The organism is Halomonas halmophila (assembly GCF_006540005.1).
GTDB lineage: Bacteria > Pseudomonadota > Gammaproteobacteria > Pseudomonadales > Halomonadaceae > Halomonas > Halomonas halmophila.
This window is the reverse complement of the sequence record NZ_BJOC01000019.1, coordinates 93,871-111,586: the sequence shown is the minus strand read 5'-3', so window position 1 is coordinate 111,586 and position 17,716 is coordinate 93,871. Positions and strand designations below refer to the sequence as shown.

Sequence of the window (17,716 nt, the reverse complement as noted above, 5' to 3'; positions counted from 1 at the left end):
TTACGGCGAAACCCGCTGGCGTGCTCAGCTTCCCGCCTGTTAATGGCCAAGTAAAGTGACCCAGTATCGGCCAACGCTTTTGCCCCCCCCCGAGGTGGCAGCGCTGCCACCATCCACCTATCGTATCGGCTCAGCCAAGGGTCGGGGCGGAGATGTAAAGGACTGGGGAATGATTCACAAGATCAAAGCGTTACATGATGAGGGACAGGGCCTGTCCATCTGTGCCATCGGCCAGGAGCTGGGCATCTCCCGCAACACCGTCGCCAGCCGCCAGCGCCGCTACTACGAGCCGGTGCTGGACATGGTCCCCGGCGTGCAGTGCCAGGTGGATCCCGGCGAACTGCGCGAGGTGATGATCGGCGGCGAGCCGCGCACGGTCTATTTTGTGGTGTTCGTGCTCGCCTACTCGCGCCTGTCCTAAGTCGGCGTCAGCCTGGAATCGCTGAACACCGCGACGCTGATCCGCCTGCACGATGAGGCCTTCCGCTACTTCGGCAGCCTGCCCGAGGAGTGCGTCTACGACCAGACCAAGATGGTGGTGATCAGCGAGCAGTTCCGCGAGCTGGAGGTGAACCAGCGCTTCCATGCGTACGCCACTACCGCCGACTTTCGGGTCCATGCTTGCTGCGGCTACGCCCCGGAGAGCAAGGGCAAGGTCGAGGCCGGGGTGAAGTACGCCAAGCAGGATGCGTTCTACGGCGAGACCTTCCGCGACGAGGCCGACCTGCGGTGCCACGTGCAGCAGTGGCTCGACGAGGTGGCCAACGTGCGCCTCCACGGCACCACCGGCCGGCAGCCGCAAGAGCACTTCATGGCCGAGGAGCGTGCCCATCTGCTCCCCTACCTGATGCCGGCCTGCCTGGGGCGTGACGCCGACGGCCTGGCCCCACGCAAGTTCGACAAGACCGGACTGATCGCCTGGAAGGCCAACAGGTACTCGGTGCCCATGGCCTACCAGCAGGGGCGGGTCGGCGCCCGGGAAGCGGACGGTCGCCTGGCGATCCATGACCTGGAGAGCGGCGAGGAGATCGCCACCCATGCCCTGCACTTGGGCAAGGGATACACCTCACGCAATGAGAACTACTACCGCGACCACCGCCAGCAGGAAGCCGACCTAGAGCAGGCCATCGCCGGGGACCTCACCGAGCTGCTGGCCCAGGCCGAGGCCAACGAGGTCTCCTACCTGGCCTTCGCCAACATGTTGGTCGAGCACGAGCGCCAGACCGCGAGACGAAGCGCATCGATCTCTACCAGCGCCAGGCCGGCTTCCCCAGCGACAAGCGACTGGAAGGGTTCGACTACCGATACCAGACCACCATCACCAAGCGCCAGGTCAGCGCCCTGCTCGACTTCGCCTTCCTCGACAACCGCGAGAACCTGGTGTTCATCGGCCCACCGGGGGTGGGCAAGACCCACTTGGCCATCGGCATCGGCCAGAAGGCCATCGAGGCCGGCTACCGAGTGCTGTTTCGCAACGCCCTGCACCTGGTCGAGGAGCTGGAGATCGCCGTGATGAAGGGCGAGTTGAAGAAGACACTCCAGAAGTTGGCCAAGGTCGACGCTCTGGTCATTGACGAGCTGGGATATTTGCCGATGAGCGCGGCAGGCGCGCTACGCGCTGTTCCAACTGATCAACCGATTCTACGAGTACCGGTCGCTGATCATCACCACCAACAAGGACTTCACCAGCTGGGGGGAGTTCTTCCATGACGACAACGTGGCGGTGCCGATCGTCGACCGGATCATCCACCACTCACACCTCTACCTGCTCGGCGGGGAGAGCTACCGGCTGAAGCAGAAGACGCTCAGCTGACAGTCACGGGTGGGTCATTTTTGTTGACCGCTGGTGGGTCACTTCTGATGGCAATTGACAAGGGGGGGCGAGCCGGGTGTGGTTCTGCCATTGAACAATATTCGCCCCTGCCAGGAACAGGGGCGAGTAGGCTCACTTGCTGATGTGCTCTGCCTTGTGGCGGCAGTCAGGCAGTGTCAGTTAGTTGCTGACCTCAGGGTTATGGTTTGATTGCACGCCACCGTCCATGACGATGGGGTCGGCCTCCAACTCGCCCTTTGTCTCCCGCATGGCATTGTAGTTGGACTGAACCCCGCCATCCTGGATGATTGGTTCGTCATCGAGGGTGCCACCAGTATCTGCTCGTTCGGCATTGTGATCGGACTGTACGCCGCCATCTTGCACGAGGGATTCGCCTTCGTTTTCGTGCATCTGGGACGTATCTCCACGATGATGGTCGGCGATGGCCATGCCTGAAAGCATGATCATTGAGGCCGTAAGCGCTGCAATCTTGATGGCATTATTCATGATGTACCTCTCGTGTCGTGAGCTGCACTACCGCCGTATCAGACGAGGAAGCGGTAAGCGTGCTCATAAATACGAGGGCGGGAGGCGTAGGGTTTCACATCGTCGAGTACTTGGATAGATAGGCCGCTCTTCGGGGCGGCCTTCTTTTGCGCAAGCCAGCACCCAAGAGTAGCTTTTGACTCGTGTGCCTGCGAAGGTCGAGCTGTACAGGCGGGCCAATCTACAGCTTTAGTCTATTGTTTGCTGGTCTGGAGTGTGTGGTGCAACGGCAGGCGTTGCACCCGTTGCACTTTTGGCCGTTTTTAGCCACCGCAAACGAAAAAGGGAACCAGCTAAGTAGCTGATTCCCTTGAAGAAGGTGGCGGAGGGACAGTCCGCGATATGTACTGTTAAATCAGCATCTTATGTGCGGATTTTTCAGCTATCCCACCATGCACCACACCATAAAAATGTTTTCGGGTGATGCTCGATGATACACGTCAGCAGGGCGGCGAGGGCAATGGACGCAAGTCTGCGTTCATCCCCCAGCAGGGTAAATGTGGCCATGGCTCACATTTGGCAGCGAACGTCGCCAGTGGCGAGGTTGGTCCAGATTTGGATCAGCCGTGGTGCAGATTTCCCATATCGGTCAGCAGGGTAGAGCTACCGCATGTCTTCTGGCAGCAGGTCGTCGGTGTTCATTGCCACGCATAGCGGATCGAAAGTGCCGTAGGTTTCGCCGCGGTCCACCTTCGCTTCCCAGTCCTCGCATGTTGGCCAGTCCTGGCTTTTATCGAGAAGGTAGTCCATGCGAGTCCAGAACAGCTCATAGATCGCAGGCGTGTTGACCATGTTCTGCATGGAAGGTGAGGTCATCACTGATGCGCCACCGCCTCCAGTCGGCATTCCTGTCATATTGGCTGCCTGCATGGAGACATAGGCGTTGGCTGTCAGATCCGTATCGGCAGGCTCGGTCTTGATCTGCCAGGTATGCGTGCCTCTGGCTGCCGCCAGGACCATATAGAGCGACCAGTCGTGTTCAACGATCATGGCGTGTTCGCTAGGGTAGGCGAAGTCTGTATCGTCCTTGTCCGACAGCTTGAACACCGTCTCGGCGGCCTTGTAGAACTCGCGCTCGCTTACTCCGTCATATTTGCGCTGCGTCGTGGTAATGAAGTCGTCGCGGCTCATGGTCTGTTGATTGGCGCACCCCGAAAGGAAGGCGCTCGCGACGATCACGGCGGCGAGGTATCGCATTATTGGTCCTTATCAGTTCCCTATGTGGTCAGGGTCCGCAGGCCCCGTCAATAACATAACCATGCGGGCGTTCTGGTGGAAACCTCGACCTTCCATCTGCGTGGCGGCTTGCCCTATTCTGAGTTGGCAGCCACAAAGCCACAGCGCAGGGGAGTGATATGGCCAAATGTAGGACATGCGGCGCAGATGCCGGATTAATGAGCACTTATTGCCATGACTGCATCATTGATAACAACAGGCAGGTTCGCGAAAAGCGCGGCATAGCTGGCGATAGCGATATGCCCAACCGCAATGAGGCGCGAGAAGCGCGAGAGGCTGCGGAGAGAGCAGCGCTCGAGGCGACAGTAACTACCGCGCAATCGATCGAGGGTCAGCGCGTCGTCAAGACGATCGACATCGTGACGGCAGAGTGTGTGTTCGGCATGAACGTGTTCCGCGACATGTTTGCCGGGCTCTCCGACATCGTCGGGGGTCGCAACCAGTCATCTCAGAAGGTCCTCCGCGACGCTCGCGTGACGTGCCTCAACGAACTGCGGCGGGAAGCTGTGGACGTGGGCGGCAATGCCGTGATTGCGGTTGATCTGGACTACAGCGAGTTCTCGGGCGGAGGAAAGTCGATGCTGTTCCTGGTCGCCAGCGGCACAGCAGTAGTGGTCGAGTCGCTGGAGGCGGCAATAGAGTGACGCCGCGACCAGCAGGCTACCGAGAGCAGTAATTCCTTCGCAGTATGCCGCGAATCTCCGGCTTGGCTTCCTCGAAGCCTTTTTCCAGGAAGCCTAGCTCACCACTGGAGAGCATAATGCCGATGGGGATCAATGCGACAAATAGGAGGCTCGGCTTGTTGATGAGCAAGGCAGGGCCCAAGGTGAAGCCAGGGATGGCTCCTGCTGATGAAAGGCCACATGCCAATGCTGATGCGACCCCCTCATAGCTGCGCAGGGTATAGTGCAGCCATCATGAGGACAGGATGAGTGACGACAACCCCATCAAACGATGGATCGCGAAGCGCAAGCCCGCCATATCTTCAAGGGCAGACCACGGCGGCTGAGGTGGCTCGCCAGTGCGATCTCACCGTCTCCGAAGTCGAGGGCTGGATTGATGAGGCCCAGCGCAGCATGGACAACGGGTTCAAGGCCCGTCCCAAGGACATCCGTGAGCAGCATGAGTCCGAGCGCCGGGAAACTAGGAGGCACTGGGCGAGGCCCATCTGCAGATCTATGCGCTAAAAAAATTCAAGCGCCTGCTCGACGAGGACGAGAACTCGTAAGGTCGCTGCAGGCAGATATGGCCCAAGAGGGCCATGCGGTATCGTTCGTCAAGCTCTGCCGGTGGCTGGGGTTTCCCCGGAGGACGTTGTGTTACTGTCCCAAGATGCGGAGTCGTGCGATCAACACGGAGCTGACTAGCCGAGTCAAGCTAGTTTTGGAGCGGTTCCCCACTTATGGCTATTGCCGCCTGGCGCGCGTTCTGGGGGAGAACCGCAAGCCGGTCCAGCGCATCCTACAGCTCAAAGGCTGGCAGGTGCACAAGAGGCCTCAGGGCTTCCGCCCTCGTGCCAAGAGTCTGCCATCCGTCGCCTCGAGGCCTGATGAGCGATGGGCGACCGATCCTGCCATCTGTGGTGTGGAAAGGATCGGCGCGCCAGCCTGGCGGTGATCATCGACTGCTGCACACGTGAGATTCTTGGTTGGAGATTATCGGACAATGACAGCAGCAAGATAGCGAAGGCCTGGCTAGAGGCAGCACTGATTTATCGGCTGGGAGCGCTGGGATGTGTTCAGCAATTGTTAGCCCTTCGGTCAGATAACGGACTCGTTTTCAGCAGTCGCCACTACACCGGCACGGTGAAGGCCTATGGTCTCACGCAGGAGTTTACGACGCCGTATACCTCGGAGCAGAACGGGCTCGTCGATCGCTTCTTCAGAAAGAGTGCATCTGGCTCTATCGCTTCGAGTCTCTGGTCCAAGCCAAGGCTGGATCTGGTACTACAACGAAGAGCGGCGCATCAGTCTCTGGACTATACGGCACCCCGAGCACATCCCGCCTTAGCTTCGTAGGGTGTGCAGAATCCAGGGAGTTATTACAATGCCACCCTCGAGGTGTGTCATGTCAGTGCCGCCTAGGGCTAGGGCGCAGATTGCTAGGCCAGTGATGTCGAATATCGGCATAGTGCGAGTGTAGTGTTCGAGGCGGGCAAGCGTGGGGCCTAGTGCTATACATGGTCTCGCCAGTCGGTTCGAAAGTCCAATTCGTGCAAGAGCGAATATACGTTACAGCAGCGGACCCCCATATCTGCGCAAACATTTGGGACTTTGCGGTTTTTCCGTCGAGCCGTAGGTTTAGGCACCTCGTTGGACACAACAACCCTGTTGTCGGGGTCGCGCAGTCCGTAGGCGACTAGAAAGGGATCTTTACCCACTTTGTCAATCTCTATTTCATTGAGGTCGGGTCCATAGCCATGGTCTAGAACTCTGTTCAATAGATTAGCATCGAATTCTTCTTGCAATACAAGGATGTCGCGAATTTCTCGGCTCTTTGCCCAGCTAGCATGCTGCGCTTTATCACCTCCTTGAACCTCATCAATTGTTTCAAGAGGCATGCGGATAGAACCATTTTCAGCATGGAATTCTAGCCAACGCCAGAATTCAGGAACTCTGTCCATGTGATAGTAATAATCGTGAGCATGAATAATGACATTGGCATCTAGAAGAAACAGCTTTTTTTGTTCGTCAGGCATTACAACCCTACCATTTCCGCGACATTTCCCGGGCTGACTCCCAGAACCCGTCCTGCCTTAGTTTCAGTCAGAACACCACCATGCAGTGATCGACGAACCAGGCTGATAAGAGCGCCCCCTGCGCGATGGCGCTGCGTGTTATAAAAGTTCCCGCTTGAGCCAGAGCCGTTTCCTCTGGGCTGGGATTTACTTTGTATCCACAGCTCTCGAAGCTCAGTGCTCGCCTTCTCCCATTGCGCTTGATCAAGGAGAGCTCCACGGAAAAGTCGGTAGGCAACCAGTGACGCGCTAATATTGAGGCTGCCAGCCTCCCGTTGCAGTGCGGGTACAAAGGCCTCGTCCGATCTCATGGCCGCTTCATAGAGTTCTCGAACTTCATGAGCGGAGATCAAGGTATGGCTGGCTACATCGTTGCAGTAACGTTCTACCTTGTGTTCGTGGGTTTGCGCGCTGACTCCGGTTTTCCCCAACCACAAGTGTACGACCTCATGGAGTAGGGTGAAGCACCAGGCTGACTTGGAGTCATTCTGGTTGACGACTACGAATGGAGCGACTTGATCAGATAGGGCAAAGCCACGAAAGGCTTCGGTACTGATAGAAGAGTGGTAGCTACCCAAGTCGCCGATGAGCAACACATAAATGCCTTTGCTCTCAATCTTGCTTCGGAGGTAGCTGAATGCCTCGTGGGCATCTCTCATGTCACGATATGAGGCGATATCGATCTCAAAGTATTCCCGGATCGCTCTGCAGGCATCATCTACATCTGGCATGCCATGACCCATGCCTACAAATTCGACTATTTCGTCTTCTTCAGCATCGATGAGTGCATCTTTTACAAGGGATTGCCGAAGGAAGATATCGCGAACAAGAGCGTTTACGCTGCCTTCATTTTCTTCTCGTTTTGCTTCTGGGAGACGACGGAAATCTTCACCCATTGAAGCGTTGCGCGGCGGGGCTGGAAGAAAAAAGGTAATAAATGGGCGATGGTAGTGCTTGGCCATTTTTACCAGTTGAGGCTGACTCGGAGAACTATCGCCTGATTCGAATGCTGCCAGCCTGTCTGGTCCTGGCGTGTTCTTGCTGCCCAGGCCCAGCTTGCTAGCCGCTTGCTCAAGGCTTAGGCCGGCAGTTTCTCTTGCCCAAACGAGAATTTCTGGATTTGCTTTGGCCATGTCTGTTCCTAGCCTCACCGCTTTCGAGTATCGGTGTATCTTTTTGCAATGTATAGAGCATAGCGCCTGAGGCTCATGCGGCACAAATGGTTCAGGTGTCCGCAGGTTGGGGCCTGACTCTCGTTCGCTGAGCTTGCTTCATACTTTCGTCGAAAAAAGTCGTTTATGCACCGGGCTGGGCGATTCTCTATAACGGAGGCTGTTATAGACGTTATAGAAAACGCGTTTTTGGAGGGGCTGAAATGAAAAAGGGAACCAGCTAAGTAGCTGATTCCCTTGAAGAAGGTGGCGGAGGGACAGGGATTCGAACCCTGGGAAGGCTCGCACCTTCGCCGGTTTTCAAGACCGGTGCATTCAACCACTCTGCCATCCCTCCGGCTCACGGCGATGTATCTTATCAATTTTTGACGCGACGTCAAGACCATCGACCGATCAAGATGTTATCCGCAGCACCTGGGAATGGCATATACTGTGCGGGAGGGTCCGGCACGACGGTGGCTGCTCGAAAGGGCGAATGCTTGCGTCGAGAACCTTGAAGGGGCATTCTGTGGGAATTGCCTGGATCATCTTATACAGGAGCGCTAGATCAATGGCTTATCAAGATACTCATGTGACACAGCAGTCGTCACAAGGCGTCAGTGCCAACAAGACGCTGCGTAACACCTATGGGCTGCTGTCGCTTACATTGCTGTTCTCGGCCGTGACAGCGGGTGCCGCCATGGCAATGGGCGTTCAGCAATTGAACATCTTCGTGTTCTTCATCGGAGCCTATGGCTTGATGTTCCTGGTGCACAAGACAGCCAATTCAGCCTGGGGGCTGTTGTCCACCTTCGCTTTCACCGGCTTCATGGGCTTCACCCTGGGGCCGTTGCTCAGCGCCTATCTGACGCTGCCCAACGGGGCGCAGCTGATCATGACGGCGCTGGGCATGACAGGGCTGACATTCCTCGGGCTTTCGGCCGTGGCGCTGATTACCCGCAAGGACTTCAGCTTCCTCGGCAACTTTCTGCTGGCAGGTGCCATCGTGCTGGTCCTGGCCATGGTGGCGAGCATCTTCCTGCAGATCCCCGGCCTCTCGCTGATGGTGTCTGCCGGCTTCGTGCTGTTCTCTTCCGCTGCCATCCTCTACCAGACCAGTGAGATCATCCACCGTGCCGGCGAGACCAACTACATTCTCGCCACCATTACCCTCTATGTATCGATCTACAATCTCTTCGTCAGCCTGCTCTCCATTCTGGGGATCATGAGCCAGGACTGATCCGGGCGGCGAACTATCGAGGTCCAGCTGGCCCCGCTTCGGCGGGGCCAGTTTGTTGGGAGAGTGGTTTCATGCGTTATGCGATCCTGTTGATGGGGGCTCCCTACAGCACTCAGGCGAGCCACTCGGCGCTCAGGTTTGCAAGGGCCGTGGTAGCCAGAGGACATCGTCTCGAGTGTGTCTTTTTCTACCACGATGGGGTGCACAACGCCGCCCGACTGGCCGCGCCTCCCCAGGATGAGCCCCATCTCGTCGACGGCTGGATAGCCCTGCACACGGAACATGGCGTCAGCCTGCAGGTCTGTATAGCAGCAGCCCTGCGTCGAGGTTTGATGGACCAGCGTGAAGCCAGCCGGCATGGCAAAGCGGGCTATAGTGTGGAAGCACCCTTTGAACTTGTCGGTCTCGGTCAGCTTGTCGACCTGGGGCTCGATTGTGATCGGCTGGTGACCTTCGGTCCCTGAAGGAAGGTGGGTGATGGAAAGCACAGAGGCAATCGAGGGCAACCAACGAGAGGGCGACATTCTGCTGGTGTTGCGTCATGCCCCGCATGGCAGCAGCTGGCTTCGTGAGGGTCTGGATATCGCCCTGGTAGGGGCTGCCTTCGATCGCAAGGTGTCGCTGCTGTTCATGGGGGAAGGGGTGCTGGCGCTGCTGAGTGGCCAGACCAGCGGGGCACTGGGGCAGAAGGGGACTCACCCGACGCTGCAGATGCTGGAGATGTATGATGTCGATGCGCTCTATGCCGAATCTGCTGCCATGTCTCGTTTCGCTGTGGCAGAGGCCGATCTTCTGCTGACGCCCGAGCGGGTGGGTGAAACAGCGATCGCCGACTTATTGAAACATCATGACCTGGTGCTGACGTTCTAGTCGCGCTGGTCGACACTGAGGGTGTCGCGATGATTCCGTGGCCAGCGGATCATGATGGAGCGCGACAGATGGCGCGGAAGAGAAACTGGTGGTGAAACAATCGTGATACTGCATGTTGTCAATAAAGCCCCGGACACCGGCAAGACGCTGGAGCAGGTGCTGACCGCCATGTCGGGCGATGACAGTCTGCTGTTGATAGAGGATGGCGTCCTGGGGTCCTTGCCGGCCCTGGCGGACCGCTGTGCGGGGCTGCCGGGACGCTGTTACGTGCTCCGCGAGGATCTGGAGTCGCGCGGCCTGCTGGCCCGGCAGGATGAACGTTTTGCTGTGGTGGATATCGAGGGCTTCGTCAGCCTCACCGAGCAGGCGGATAAAACCGTGAGTTGGTACTGATGGCAACCGCTGAAATATACCGTTATCTATGTGTGGCACAAGATCATCGAGTAGCGCTGGATCCAGAAGGGTACCTTGTCGACATGGAGCAGTGGTCGCCGGATGTCGCGCGCAGTCTGGCCGCAGAAGAGTCCATCAGTCTCGAAAACGACCATTGGGCGGTCATCGAGGTGTTGCGGGATTTTTATCGCCAATACGAAATGGCGCCGGCCATGCGTCCCCTGGTCAAGGCGGTCGGCAAGGCGCTGGGGCCTGAAAAGGGCCGCTCCATCTACCTGATGCGGCTTTTCCCGGGCAGTCCCGCCAAGGTGGCCGCACGGCTGGCGGGGTTGCCCAAGCCGGCGAACTGCCTGTGATCGCCTGCCTGTCGACACCGGCCCCAGGCAACCTCCCGAGACCCAATCGCGTGCAGTTGACCATCCCGGCAGGGTCCATAGGACGAGCGCGATGAATTTTCTTGCGCATGGATGGCTGGCCAGAGCCGGTTCGAATGATTTCCTGTACGGCAATCTGATTGCGGACGGCGTCAAGGGCGCCGACCTGGCATCCTGGCCGGACAGGGTCGCCCAAGGGATTCGTCACCATCGGCGTGTGGATGCCTTCGTCGACGGACATCCCGCGGTAAGCGGGGCCAGGGCGCGGGCGCCATCTCCGCAACGCCGTTATGCCGGTATTGCGCTGGACCTGGTCTGGGATCACTTTCTGGCCAACGAACTGGACCTGGCGGCGCGGGATGAGCTGATCGAGCGTTGTTATCGCCTGCTCGGCGCGCGTGAGGCGCCGGACAGGCTGGAGCCCATGATGCCCGTGATGATCCGGCAGGACTGGTTACGCGGCTATGCCGATTTCGACTTTACCTGCCGGGCGGTGTCCGGGATCGGCAGGCGTCTGACAGGGCCCAATCAACTGGCTCGGCTGATTCCGTGGATGCAGGCCGATTACGCCCGACTGGCGGCGGATTTCCGGGTCCTCTGGGGAGATCTCGAGGCGGCGCTCGGCTGAGCCCGCCTCGCGTTTCAATTGGCGCTGAGCCAGAGGCAGTCGATGACGTCGCCGTTCTCGATACTGGCATCCGGCGGGATCACCGCCAGGGCGTCGGCTCCCACGCAGGACGAGAGTACGCCGGAATTCTGATCCGGGTAGGCCTGCGCCCGGATGCCACCGGCCTCGAAGGTCAGCGAGACTCGCATGTAGTGGCGCCTGGGCCCGGTGCGTGTGGCGAAATCGGCCTTGGCCCTTATGCGGGGCAGCTCGCGCAGATGTGGGCAGTCGAGCATGGCGCCCATCAGGGGGCGCAGGAACAGCCAGGCGCCGACGAAGCTGGAGACCGGATTGCCCGGCAGGCCGACAAAGACGGCCGTGCCGCCGCGACTGTCGGGCAGTCGACCGAGTGCCAGCGGCTTGCCCGGCTTGAGGGCCAGTCGCCAGACATCCAGTTGGCCGAGGGATTCGACGGCGGCCTTGACGTGGTCTTCCTCGCCGACGCTGACGCCCCCGGTGGTGATGACGACATCGGCATGCTCGGCGGCCTTGCGCAGATGGCGTCGAGTGCCTTCGGCATCATCGGGTACGGATGTCAGTTGCGTGACGTCGGCGCCGAAGCTCTCGAGCAGTTCCCTGAGCATGGGGCGGTTGCTGTTGTAGATCTGCCCTGCGCGCAGCGGCTGACCCGGTTCGACGATTTCATTACCGGTGGATAGCAGGGCGATGCGCGGGCGCTGACGCACCGCGATTCGGGTGATGCCCTGGCCGGCGAGGTGCCCGAGGGCGGCGGCATCCAGCCGCATGCCTGCCTTGAGCAGCCGGCTGCCGGCCTCGACATCGCTGCCGCGTGGACGCACATTGTTGTGGAGGTCGATGCTATCGGGGAAGCGAATGCCCTGCGCAGTCGATTCCACCTTTTCCTGCATTACCACCGCGTCGGCGCCCTCGGGCAGTTGTCCGCCGGTGAAAATCCGGGCGCAGCTGTCCGCTGCCAGCTCCTCGGGGGAGACACCGGCGGTGATGCGCTGGGATACCGGCAGTATGCGGCCTGCATCGGCGCGCCGCAGGGCGTAACCGTCCATGGCACTGTTGGCGAAAGGGGGAACGTCCAGGACTGCTGGCACATCATCGGCCAGGACGCGGTTCATGGCGGCGTCGCAGGCGAGCGTTTCGGCGGGGACGGGGTCCACATGCTCGAGCAGGGCGGCCAGTCCCGCTTCCACGGATTGCAGTGTGCTTGCATCAGCCATGTTGGCCTCGTTGTGGTATGACCAGGTTGGCGAAGTTGCACGGACGGTGCCGGCTGTCCAGCTGTTCGGCCAGAATGCCGTGCCAGGCGGTACGACAGGCCCCTGTGGAGCCCGGCAGACAGAAGATCACGGTATGGTTGGCCAGCCCCCCCAGGCAACGGCTCTGAACGGTCGAGCTGCCGATTTCCTGCCAGGAAAGGTGCCGGAAAAGCTCGCCGAAGCCTTCGATCTGCTTGTCGAGGAGCACCGCGACGGCCTCCGGCGTCGAATCACGGCCGGTAAAGCCGGTGCCGCCGGTGGTCAGTACCACCTGAACCCGTGGATCGGCGATCCAGGTGGCCACCCGGGCGCGGATCGAATAGACATCATCGCGGACGATGGCCTTTTCGTACAGCCGATGACCCGCGGTTTCCAGGGACTGCACCAGCCATTCACCGCTCTTGTCGGTGGTGTCGGTGCGCGTGTCGGAAATGGTCAACACGGCCACCTGGAGCGGTATCAGCGGTTCGCTCATTCGCCCTCTCCGCGCTGCTTCCCGGCCTGACGGGCTTCCAGTGCGGCCAGCTGTTCCGGCGTGGCCTCGGGCTGGTAGAGCGCCTTCCACTCCGCGTAGGGCATGCCATAGACATACTCGCGTGCCGCTTCGTAATCCAGGGACTCACCACGTGCCTCGGCCTCGGCAACCAGCCATTTGGAAAGACAGTTGCGGCAGAAGTCGGCGAGGATCATCAGGTCGATGTTCTGCACGTCCTTGTTGTCGTCGAGGTGGCGCAGGAGACGGCGAAAGGCCGCCGCTTCCAGTTCGGTGCGGGTCGTGTCGTCTAGATCCTGCATGATATGGCTCCGTATTGGTCTTCAGAACCCCGAACGGTGGGACCGGTTCAGGCACCATCGCGGGGTGTGCATACCGACAGCACCACGGCATCTTCATCGCTGACCGAGACCAGCGCATGGCCCATATCGCTGTCGAAGTAGATACTGTCGCCAGCGGTCAGCTGGAGGGGCTCGTAGAATTCGGAATACAGATGGATCTCGCCTTCGAGAATCATCAGGAACTCTTCCCCGTCGTGGCGTACCCATTCGCTGAACTCCTCGAAACGGCGAGCGCGAACGATCGTCTTGAAGGGGATCATGCGCTTTTGCGCCAACTCGCAGCTGAGCAGCTCATGCTCATAGGTGGGTGTCGGGTGCAGTTGCCCCGAACCACGGCGCGTCAGGTCACGACGGCCCATGGTGCGGGTCCGGGTCTGAGGCTGGCTGAGCAGCTGCGGCAGATCGATGTCCAGCCCGCCGATGAGTTTCTGGACCGCAGTGAACGTGGGCGATGTCTGCCCATTCTCGATCTTCGACAGGGTCGAGCGCGCCAGGCCGGTCCGCTGGATGACATCGCTCAGGGTCCACTCGTTGGCCAGGCGAATCTCCTTGAGTCGCTCGCCCAGGCGCAGGGGTTCGACAAAGGGCTTGCGCCCCGAGGCAATGCGCAGGGCAGCGTCCTGATCATGGCTGGCGGTCATGTGAGTTCACTATAGGAAACGAATAAGCGCCAGACTAGCATATCGTCCCGAGGCATCGGCTAGTCCCGACGACGCGCGGTTGCGGCCCGACGACATGACGCCATCCGCGACCAGGGTTGCCGGGGGGTCATGCTGCCTCGGGCAGTCCCAGCAGGGCCTTGAGATGGGCGGCGGCGCTGCGTCCCAGGGCAGCACCGGCATAGCCGCCCTCGAGCACTGACACGAGGCGACGTTCGGCGTAGCGTTCGGCCACCTCCATGGCCAGGCGGGTGACCCAGTAAAAGTCTTCATCCTCCAGGCAGAGCTCGCCCAACGGGTCCTCACGATGGGCATCGAAACCGGCGGAAAGCAGCACCAGGTCCGGCTGAAAATCATGCAGGGCGGGCAGCCAGTCGCGCTCGATGGCGCGCCGAAATGCCGGCCCGGCGGTGCCGGCCGGCAAGGGGGTATTGACGATGTTGGGGGCACTGCTTTCCAGGTAGCGCCACGGGTAGAAGGGGGACTGGTAGCTGCTGCAGACCAGCACATCAGGATCATTCTGGAAGATATCGATGGTGCCGTTGCCCTGATGAACATCGAAATCCAGGATCGCCACGCGTTGCGCACCATGTTCCCACCGTGCATGAGCGGCGGCGACGGCCACGTTGTTGAAGAAGCAGAAGCCCATGGCGTCACTGGCCTCGGCATGGTGACCGGGCGGACGCATGGCACAGAAGACGTTGTCGGCCTGCTGGCGGTAGACGCGATCGACGCCCTTGATGGCCGCACCAGCGGCCAGTCGGGCGATACGCAGGCTATCCGGGGTCATCAGGGTGTCGCCATCCAGTGACCGGATTCCCTCGACGGGGGCACAGCCTTCCAGGTGGTGAAGATGGGCGGCGGGGTGAACACGACACAGCTGGGCTTGCGTGGCCTCGACGGCTTCGCACTGCATGGTCTGTTGCAGCAGGCCCGTGAGCTGCAGGCGTGCCCGGATGGCATCCAGGCGCTCGGGCGACTCGGGATGCCCGGGGCCCATGAAGTGCCTGGGGTGGTCCGGGTGCGTGATATAGGCGGTGATCATGTCGGCCCTCCGCTGGCGAACCACTACCCTAGAGGCCTTCGCCCCTTGCATGAAAGTGGCCATAAGTCGTAAACAAGCAGGGTATGCTGTCGTCATCGCAAGTGGCGCCAGGCATTGCCATGCTTGCCCCCTTAGCCGTTGGAGTCGCCGATGAGCACCCGCTTTCTGGATTATTTCTTCGAGCCCCACAGCATCGTCGTGGTCGGGGCATCCGAACAGCCGGATTCCATGGGCGGAATGGTCATCGGTAACCTGCGCGATGGCGGCTTCAGAGGGCCGATCTGGGCCATGCATGACCAGCCAGGAGACACGGCAACGAATCACGGCAGGGTGTATGGCGAGCCCTGCCTCGATGATGTCAGCGACCTGTCCGCGACTCCCGACCTGGCGGTGATCTGCTCGCCGGTCGAGGCCGTGGCGGGCTGGATCGAGGCATTGGGCCAGCATGGCGTGCGCGCCGCGCTGGTGCTGTCCGGTGGGGCCCAGCTGGATACTGTGCCCGAGGGTCAGGCCTCGATTCGCCAGCGCATCCTCGGCGCGGCCCGCGCATCGGGCCTGCGTGTCCTGGGACCGGAATGCATGGGGCTGATCGTGCCGGGGCGGCGTCTCAATGCCTCCTATTCCAGCCAGCCGGTCAAGCGTGGCCGAGTGGCCTATCTCGGCCAGTCGGGCATGCTCGGCAATGCCATGATCGACTGGGCGGCTGGCCGCGGGATCGGCTTTTCGCATCTGCTGACACTGGGCGACAGCGTGGATGTGCTGCTGCCGGACCTGATCGACTACATCAACCAGTATGCGCCGACCAAGGCCATCCTGTTGCACCTGGAGCGCATTCTCGACGCCCAGCATTTCATGACGGCCCTGCGTGATGCCTCGCGTCATCGCCTGGTGCTGGCCATCAAGAGCGGGCGCACGGCCGAGTCGGACATGTCCGGGTTGCCGCCGACGCCGGGCATCGCCAACCGTGACCAGGTCTTCGATGCCGCCTTTGCCCGGGCAGGCGTGGTCAGGGTCGATGATTCCGATGAGCTCTTCGATGCCCTGGAAACCCTGTCACGCATGCGGCCCCTGCGCGGGGATCGCCTGGCGGTGGTATCCAACGGGCTGGGACCGGCGATGCTGGCCATCGACAAGCTCATCAGTGCCGGGGGGCGGCTGGCGGCCTTCGAGCCGAGCACCCAGGCGCTGTTGCAGCAGGAACATCAGGATCGCACCAAGCCCGGCGAAAACCCGGTGGACCTGGGAGGTCTGGCGACGCCACGGCATTTCGTCGAAGCCATCGAGCTGGTGGCCGCCGACCCCGGTGTCGATGCCGTGCTGGTCGTCCATGCGCCGACGCGGCTGGCGGCATCGCTGGAGACGGCCAGGGCGGTCATCGACGCCCGCAAGCGTTTCCGGCGCAACCTGCTGACCAGCTGGATGGGGCTGGGTGAGGCGCTGTCGGCGCGCCACGAGTGCAACCAGGCCGGCATTCCAACCTATATATCGCCAGAAAAGGCCGTCAAGGCGTTCATGCACATGGTCGACTATCAAGGTGTGCAGTCCCTGCTTCAGGAAACGCCGCCCAGCCTGCCATTCGCCACGACCCCGGCCATCCGCCGTGAATGCCGGGAGCTCATCGACCGAGCGAAGGCAGAGGGACGGGAAACACTGAATCATTCGGCAGTGGCCAAGGTTCTCGAGGCTTATGGCATTCCATCGGCCCGCAGCCGTTATCTGACGAGTCCGGCGGAGGCCCGTGAAGCAGCCAGTGACTTCCATGGGCCCATGGCCCTGAAGATCGTGCATGAAGCCAACTGTCGCCCCTTTCGTTATCGACGCCATCCGCACAAGCTGTCGGCCGGCCTGCTGCAGGACCTGATGACGGCAGAGCAGGTCGCCGAGGGCATCGATCGGCTGGGCGACAAGGTCAGGGAGAAGTTTCCCGGGCTCGAGGTCCGCGAGTACTGCCTTCAGGCGATGCAGCGTGGCAAGCACTCCATGCAGCTGTGTGCCGGGGTAACGCGTGATCCGGTGTTCGGCCCCTTGATCGTCTTCGGCATCGGGGGCTACAAGGTCAATGTCCTGGCCGACCGTCAGGTAGCCCTGCCACCTCTCAACATGTCGCTGGCCGCCGATGTGGTGGGGCGGACGCATGCGGCACGGCTGATCCGTGAACATTCGAGTGACCCTCAGCGGGACATCACGCGCATCTGCGAGCTGCTCGTCAAGCTGTCCCAGATGGCCAGTGACCTGTCCGAGCTGCAGGGGCTCGAGCTCAACCCGGTGTTGCTCAATCGTGACGGCGTCCTGGCCGTGGACTACGCCATGGATCTCGGCAAGCCGGCTCGCTTTGCCATCATGCCGTATCCGGAGGAACTGCGTGAGTGGGTGACACTGCGCAATGGCTGGGGCGTGGAGGTGCGCCCGGTACGCGCCGAGGATGCGCCCCTCATCGAGCGTTTTCACGGTCGCCTGTCCGAGCAGAGCATCCGTTTCCGGTATTTCCACCACAAGGCCGATCTGTCCCAGCGTGACCTGTCGATGCTGACCCACATCAATTATGACCGCCAGATGGCCTTCATCGCCGAGCATCCCCGGGCGGATGGCAGCAAGGAAATGCTGGGCGTGGTGCGTGTGTGGAACGACCCGGACAATATCCGCACCGAGTTCTCGATCATCATTCGCGATGATCTGCAGGGGCTGGGAATCGGCAAACTGCTGATGGAGCGCATGATTCGCTACAGCAAGAGCGTCGGCACCCTGGAGATGGTGGGCCAGATCATGGCCGATAATCACCCCATGCGCGCGCTGATGAAATACCTTGGTTTTCGCCAGCGCTACAACATGGAAGAGCAGGTGGTGGATGCGGTGCTGAGGCTCAATGAACCGCAAAACGAATGGCAGCGCCACCGCCTGGAGGCGATGGCGGCGCAGTGA

At 60.6% G+C, this 17,716-nt stretch carries 20 protein-coding genes, 1 tRNA gene and 1 pseudogene; 12 read left to right on the top strand and 10 right to left on the bottom strand.

All coding sequences use genetic code 11. The features are described from left to right. Positions 1-169: 169 nt before the first annotated feature. The 3 genes and pseudogenes from istA to HHA01_RS14920 form a co-directional block, all read left to right on the top strand. Positions 170-1,129 (top strand): annotated as a pseudogene (istA, locus tag HHA01_RS14930) (IS21 family transposase); the annotation flags it as partial. A 110-nt stretch (positions 1,130-1,239) separates the two neighbouring features. Then, positions 1,240-1,710, top strand: a complete 471-nt coding sequence (locus HHA01_RS14925; protein WP_246053848.1) for an ATP-binding protein — start codon at positions 1,240-1,242, stop codon at positions 1,708-1,710. After that, positions 1,619-1,813 carry an ATP-binding protein gene (locus tag HHA01_RS14920; protein WP_307725348.1) on the top strand — a complete coding sequence of 65 codons (195 nt, stop codon included), beginning with the start codon at positions 1,619-1,621 and terminating at the stop codon, positions 1,811-1,813. Before HHA01_RS14925 ends, HHA01_RS14920 begins: the two co-directional genes overlap by 92 nt. 180 nt (positions 1,814-1,993) lie before the next feature. Here HHA01_RS14920 and HHA01_RS07570 read toward each other — a convergent pair whose 3' ends face one another. Both HHA01_RS07570 and HHA01_RS07565 read right to left on the bottom strand, forming a co-directional pair. After that, on the bottom strand, positions 1,994-2,320 hold the full coding sequence (locus tag HHA01_RS07570; RefSeq protein ID WP_141319337.1) for a hypothetical protein: 327 nt from the start codon (positions 2,318-2,320) through the stop codon (positions 1,994-1,996). Positions 2,321-2,962: 642 nt separating this feature from the next. Then, positions 2,963-3,556: a hypothetical protein gene (locus HHA01_RS07565; protein ID WP_141319335.1), complete on the bottom strand. Its 594-nt coding sequence runs from the start codon at positions 3,554-3,556 to the stop codon at positions 2,963-2,965. A 158-nt stretch (positions 3,557-3,714) separates the two neighbouring features. Here HHA01_RS07565 and HHA01_RS07560 point away from each other — a divergent pair, with 158 nt between their 5' ends. Next, complete coding sequence (locus HHA01_RS07560; protein ID WP_141319333.1) at positions 3,715-4,239, top strand: YbjQ family protein; 525 nt, start codon at positions 3,715-3,717, stop codon at positions 4,237-4,239. Positions 4,240-5,151: 912 nt separating this feature from the next. Further along, positions 5,152-5,613 carry a DDE-type integrase/transposase/recombinase gene (locus tag HHA01_RS15045; RefSeq protein ID WP_218023788.1) on the top strand — a complete coding sequence of 154 codons (462 nt, stop codon included), beginning with the start codon at positions 5,152-5,154 and terminating at the stop codon, positions 5,611-5,613. A gap of 155 nt (positions 5,614-5,768) precedes the next feature. Here the strand turns inward: HHA01_RS15045 and HHA01_RS07545 are convergent, their stop codons facing one another. The 3 genes from HHA01_RS07545 to HHA01_RS07535 all read right to left on the bottom strand — a co-directional run bounded on the left by HHA01_RS07545 (position 5,769) and on the right by HHA01_RS07535 (position 7,841). Then, on the bottom strand, positions 5,769-6,293 hold the full coding sequence (locus HHA01_RS07545; protein ID WP_141319331.1) for a DUF4411 family protein: 525 nt from the start codon (positions 6,291-6,293) through the stop codon (positions 5,769-5,771). Next, the gene (locus HHA01_RS07540) at positions 6,293-7,465 is read right to left on the bottom strand and encodes an ImmA/IrrE family metallo-endopeptidase (RefSeq protein ID WP_141319329.1); all 1,173 of its coding nucleotides are present in this window, start codon (positions 7,463-7,465) and stop codon (positions 6,293-6,295) included. The genes HHA01_RS07545 and HHA01_RS07540 overlap by 1 nt, the downstream gene beginning before the upstream one ends. Before the next feature lie 286 nt (positions 7,466-7,751). Next, positions 7,752-7,841 (bottom strand) — tRNA-Ser (locus HHA01_RS07535). Between the two features lie 213 nt (positions 7,842-8,054). On the opposite strand from HHA01_RS07535, the gene HHA01_RS07530 reads away from it, so the two are divergent. The 6 genes from HHA01_RS07530 (at position 8,055) to HHA01_RS07505 (ending at position 10,988) form a co-directional block, all read left to right on the top strand. After that, positions 8,055-8,723 carry a Bax inhibitor-1/YccA family protein gene (locus HHA01_RS07530; RefSeq protein ID WP_141319327.1) on the top strand — a complete coding sequence of 223 codons (669 nt, stop codon included), beginning with the start codon at positions 8,055-8,057 and terminating at the stop codon, positions 8,721-8,723. Positions 8,724-8,794: 71 nt separating this feature from the next. After that, the gene (tusD, locus tag HHA01_RS07525) at positions 8,795-9,187 is read left to right on the top strand and encodes a sulfurtransferase complex subunit TusD (RefSeq protein WP_141319325.1); all 393 of its coding nucleotides are present in this window, start codon (positions 8,795-8,797) and stop codon (positions 9,185-9,187) included. Positions 9,188-9,200: 13 nt separating this feature from the next. Further along, positions 9,201-9,593: a sulfurtransferase complex subunit TusC gene (gene tusC, locus HHA01_RS07520; protein ID WP_141319323.1), complete on the top strand. Its 393-nt coding sequence runs from the start codon at positions 9,201-9,203 to the stop codon at positions 9,591-9,593. Positions 9,594-9,695: 102 nt separating this feature from the next. Next, entirely contained in the window at positions 9,696-9,986 is a 291-nt protein-coding gene (gene tusB / locus HHA01_RS07515) for a sulfurtransferase complex subunit TusB (RefSeq protein ID WP_141319321.1), read from the top strand. Further along, on the top strand, positions 9,986-10,342 hold the full coding sequence (locus HHA01_RS07510) for a TusE/DsrC/DsvC family sulfur relay protein (protein WP_141319441.1): 357 nt from the start codon (positions 9,986-9,988) through the stop codon (positions 10,340-10,342). Before tusB ends, HHA01_RS07510 begins: the two co-directional genes overlap by 1 nt. A gap of 91 nt (positions 10,343-10,433) precedes the next feature. Next, positions 10,434-10,988: an acyl carrier protein phosphodiesterase gene (locus HHA01_RS07505; protein ID WP_141319319.1), complete on the top strand. Its 555-nt coding sequence runs from the start codon at positions 10,434-10,436 to the stop codon at positions 10,986-10,988. Positions 10,989-11,002: 14 nt separating this feature from the next. On the opposite strand, the gene HHA01_RS07500 is transcribed toward HHA01_RS07505, so the two are convergent. The 5 genes from HHA01_RS07500 to HHA01_RS07480 form a co-directional block, all read right to left on the bottom strand. Next, positions 11,003-12,220 (bottom strand): molybdopterin molybdotransferase MoeA, encoded by a 1,218-nt coding sequence (locus HHA01_RS07500; protein ID WP_141319317.1) that lies wholly within the window; start codon positions 12,218-12,220, stop codon positions 11,003-11,005. Continuing rightward, the gene (moaB, locus tag HHA01_RS07495; RefSeq protein ID WP_141319315.1) at positions 12,213-12,734 is read right to left on the bottom strand and encodes a molybdenum cofactor biosynthesis protein B; all 522 of its coding nucleotides are present in this window, start codon (positions 12,732-12,734) and stop codon (positions 12,213-12,215) included. Before moaB ends, HHA01_RS07500 begins: the two co-directional genes overlap by 8 nt. Continuing rightward, on the bottom strand, positions 12,731-13,054 hold the full coding sequence (locus HHA01_RS07490) for a DUF1244 domain-containing protein (RefSeq protein WP_141319313.1): 324 nt from the start codon (positions 13,052-13,054) through the stop codon (positions 12,731-12,733). Before HHA01_RS07490 ends, moaB begins: the two co-directional genes overlap by 4 nt. A gap of 47 nt (positions 13,055-13,101) precedes the next feature. Then, entirely contained in the window at positions 13,102-13,734 is a 633-nt protein-coding gene (locus tag HHA01_RS07485) for a helix-turn-helix domain-containing protein (protein ID WP_141319311.1), read from the bottom strand. A gap of 127 nt (positions 13,735-13,861) precedes the next feature. Next, entirely contained in the window at positions 13,862-14,797 is a 936-nt protein-coding gene (locus HHA01_RS07480) for a histone deacetylase family protein (protein ID WP_141319309.1), read from the bottom strand. A 150-nt stretch (positions 14,798-14,947) separates the two neighbouring features. On the opposite strand from HHA01_RS07480, the gene HHA01_RS07475 reads away from it, so the two are divergent. Then, the gene (locus HHA01_RS07475) at positions 14,948-17,716 is read left to right on the top strand and encodes a bifunctional acetate--CoA ligase family protein/GNAT family N-acetyltransferase (RefSeq protein ID WP_141319307.1); all 2,769 of its coding nucleotides are present in this window, start codon (positions 14,948-14,950) and stop codon (positions 17,714-17,716) included.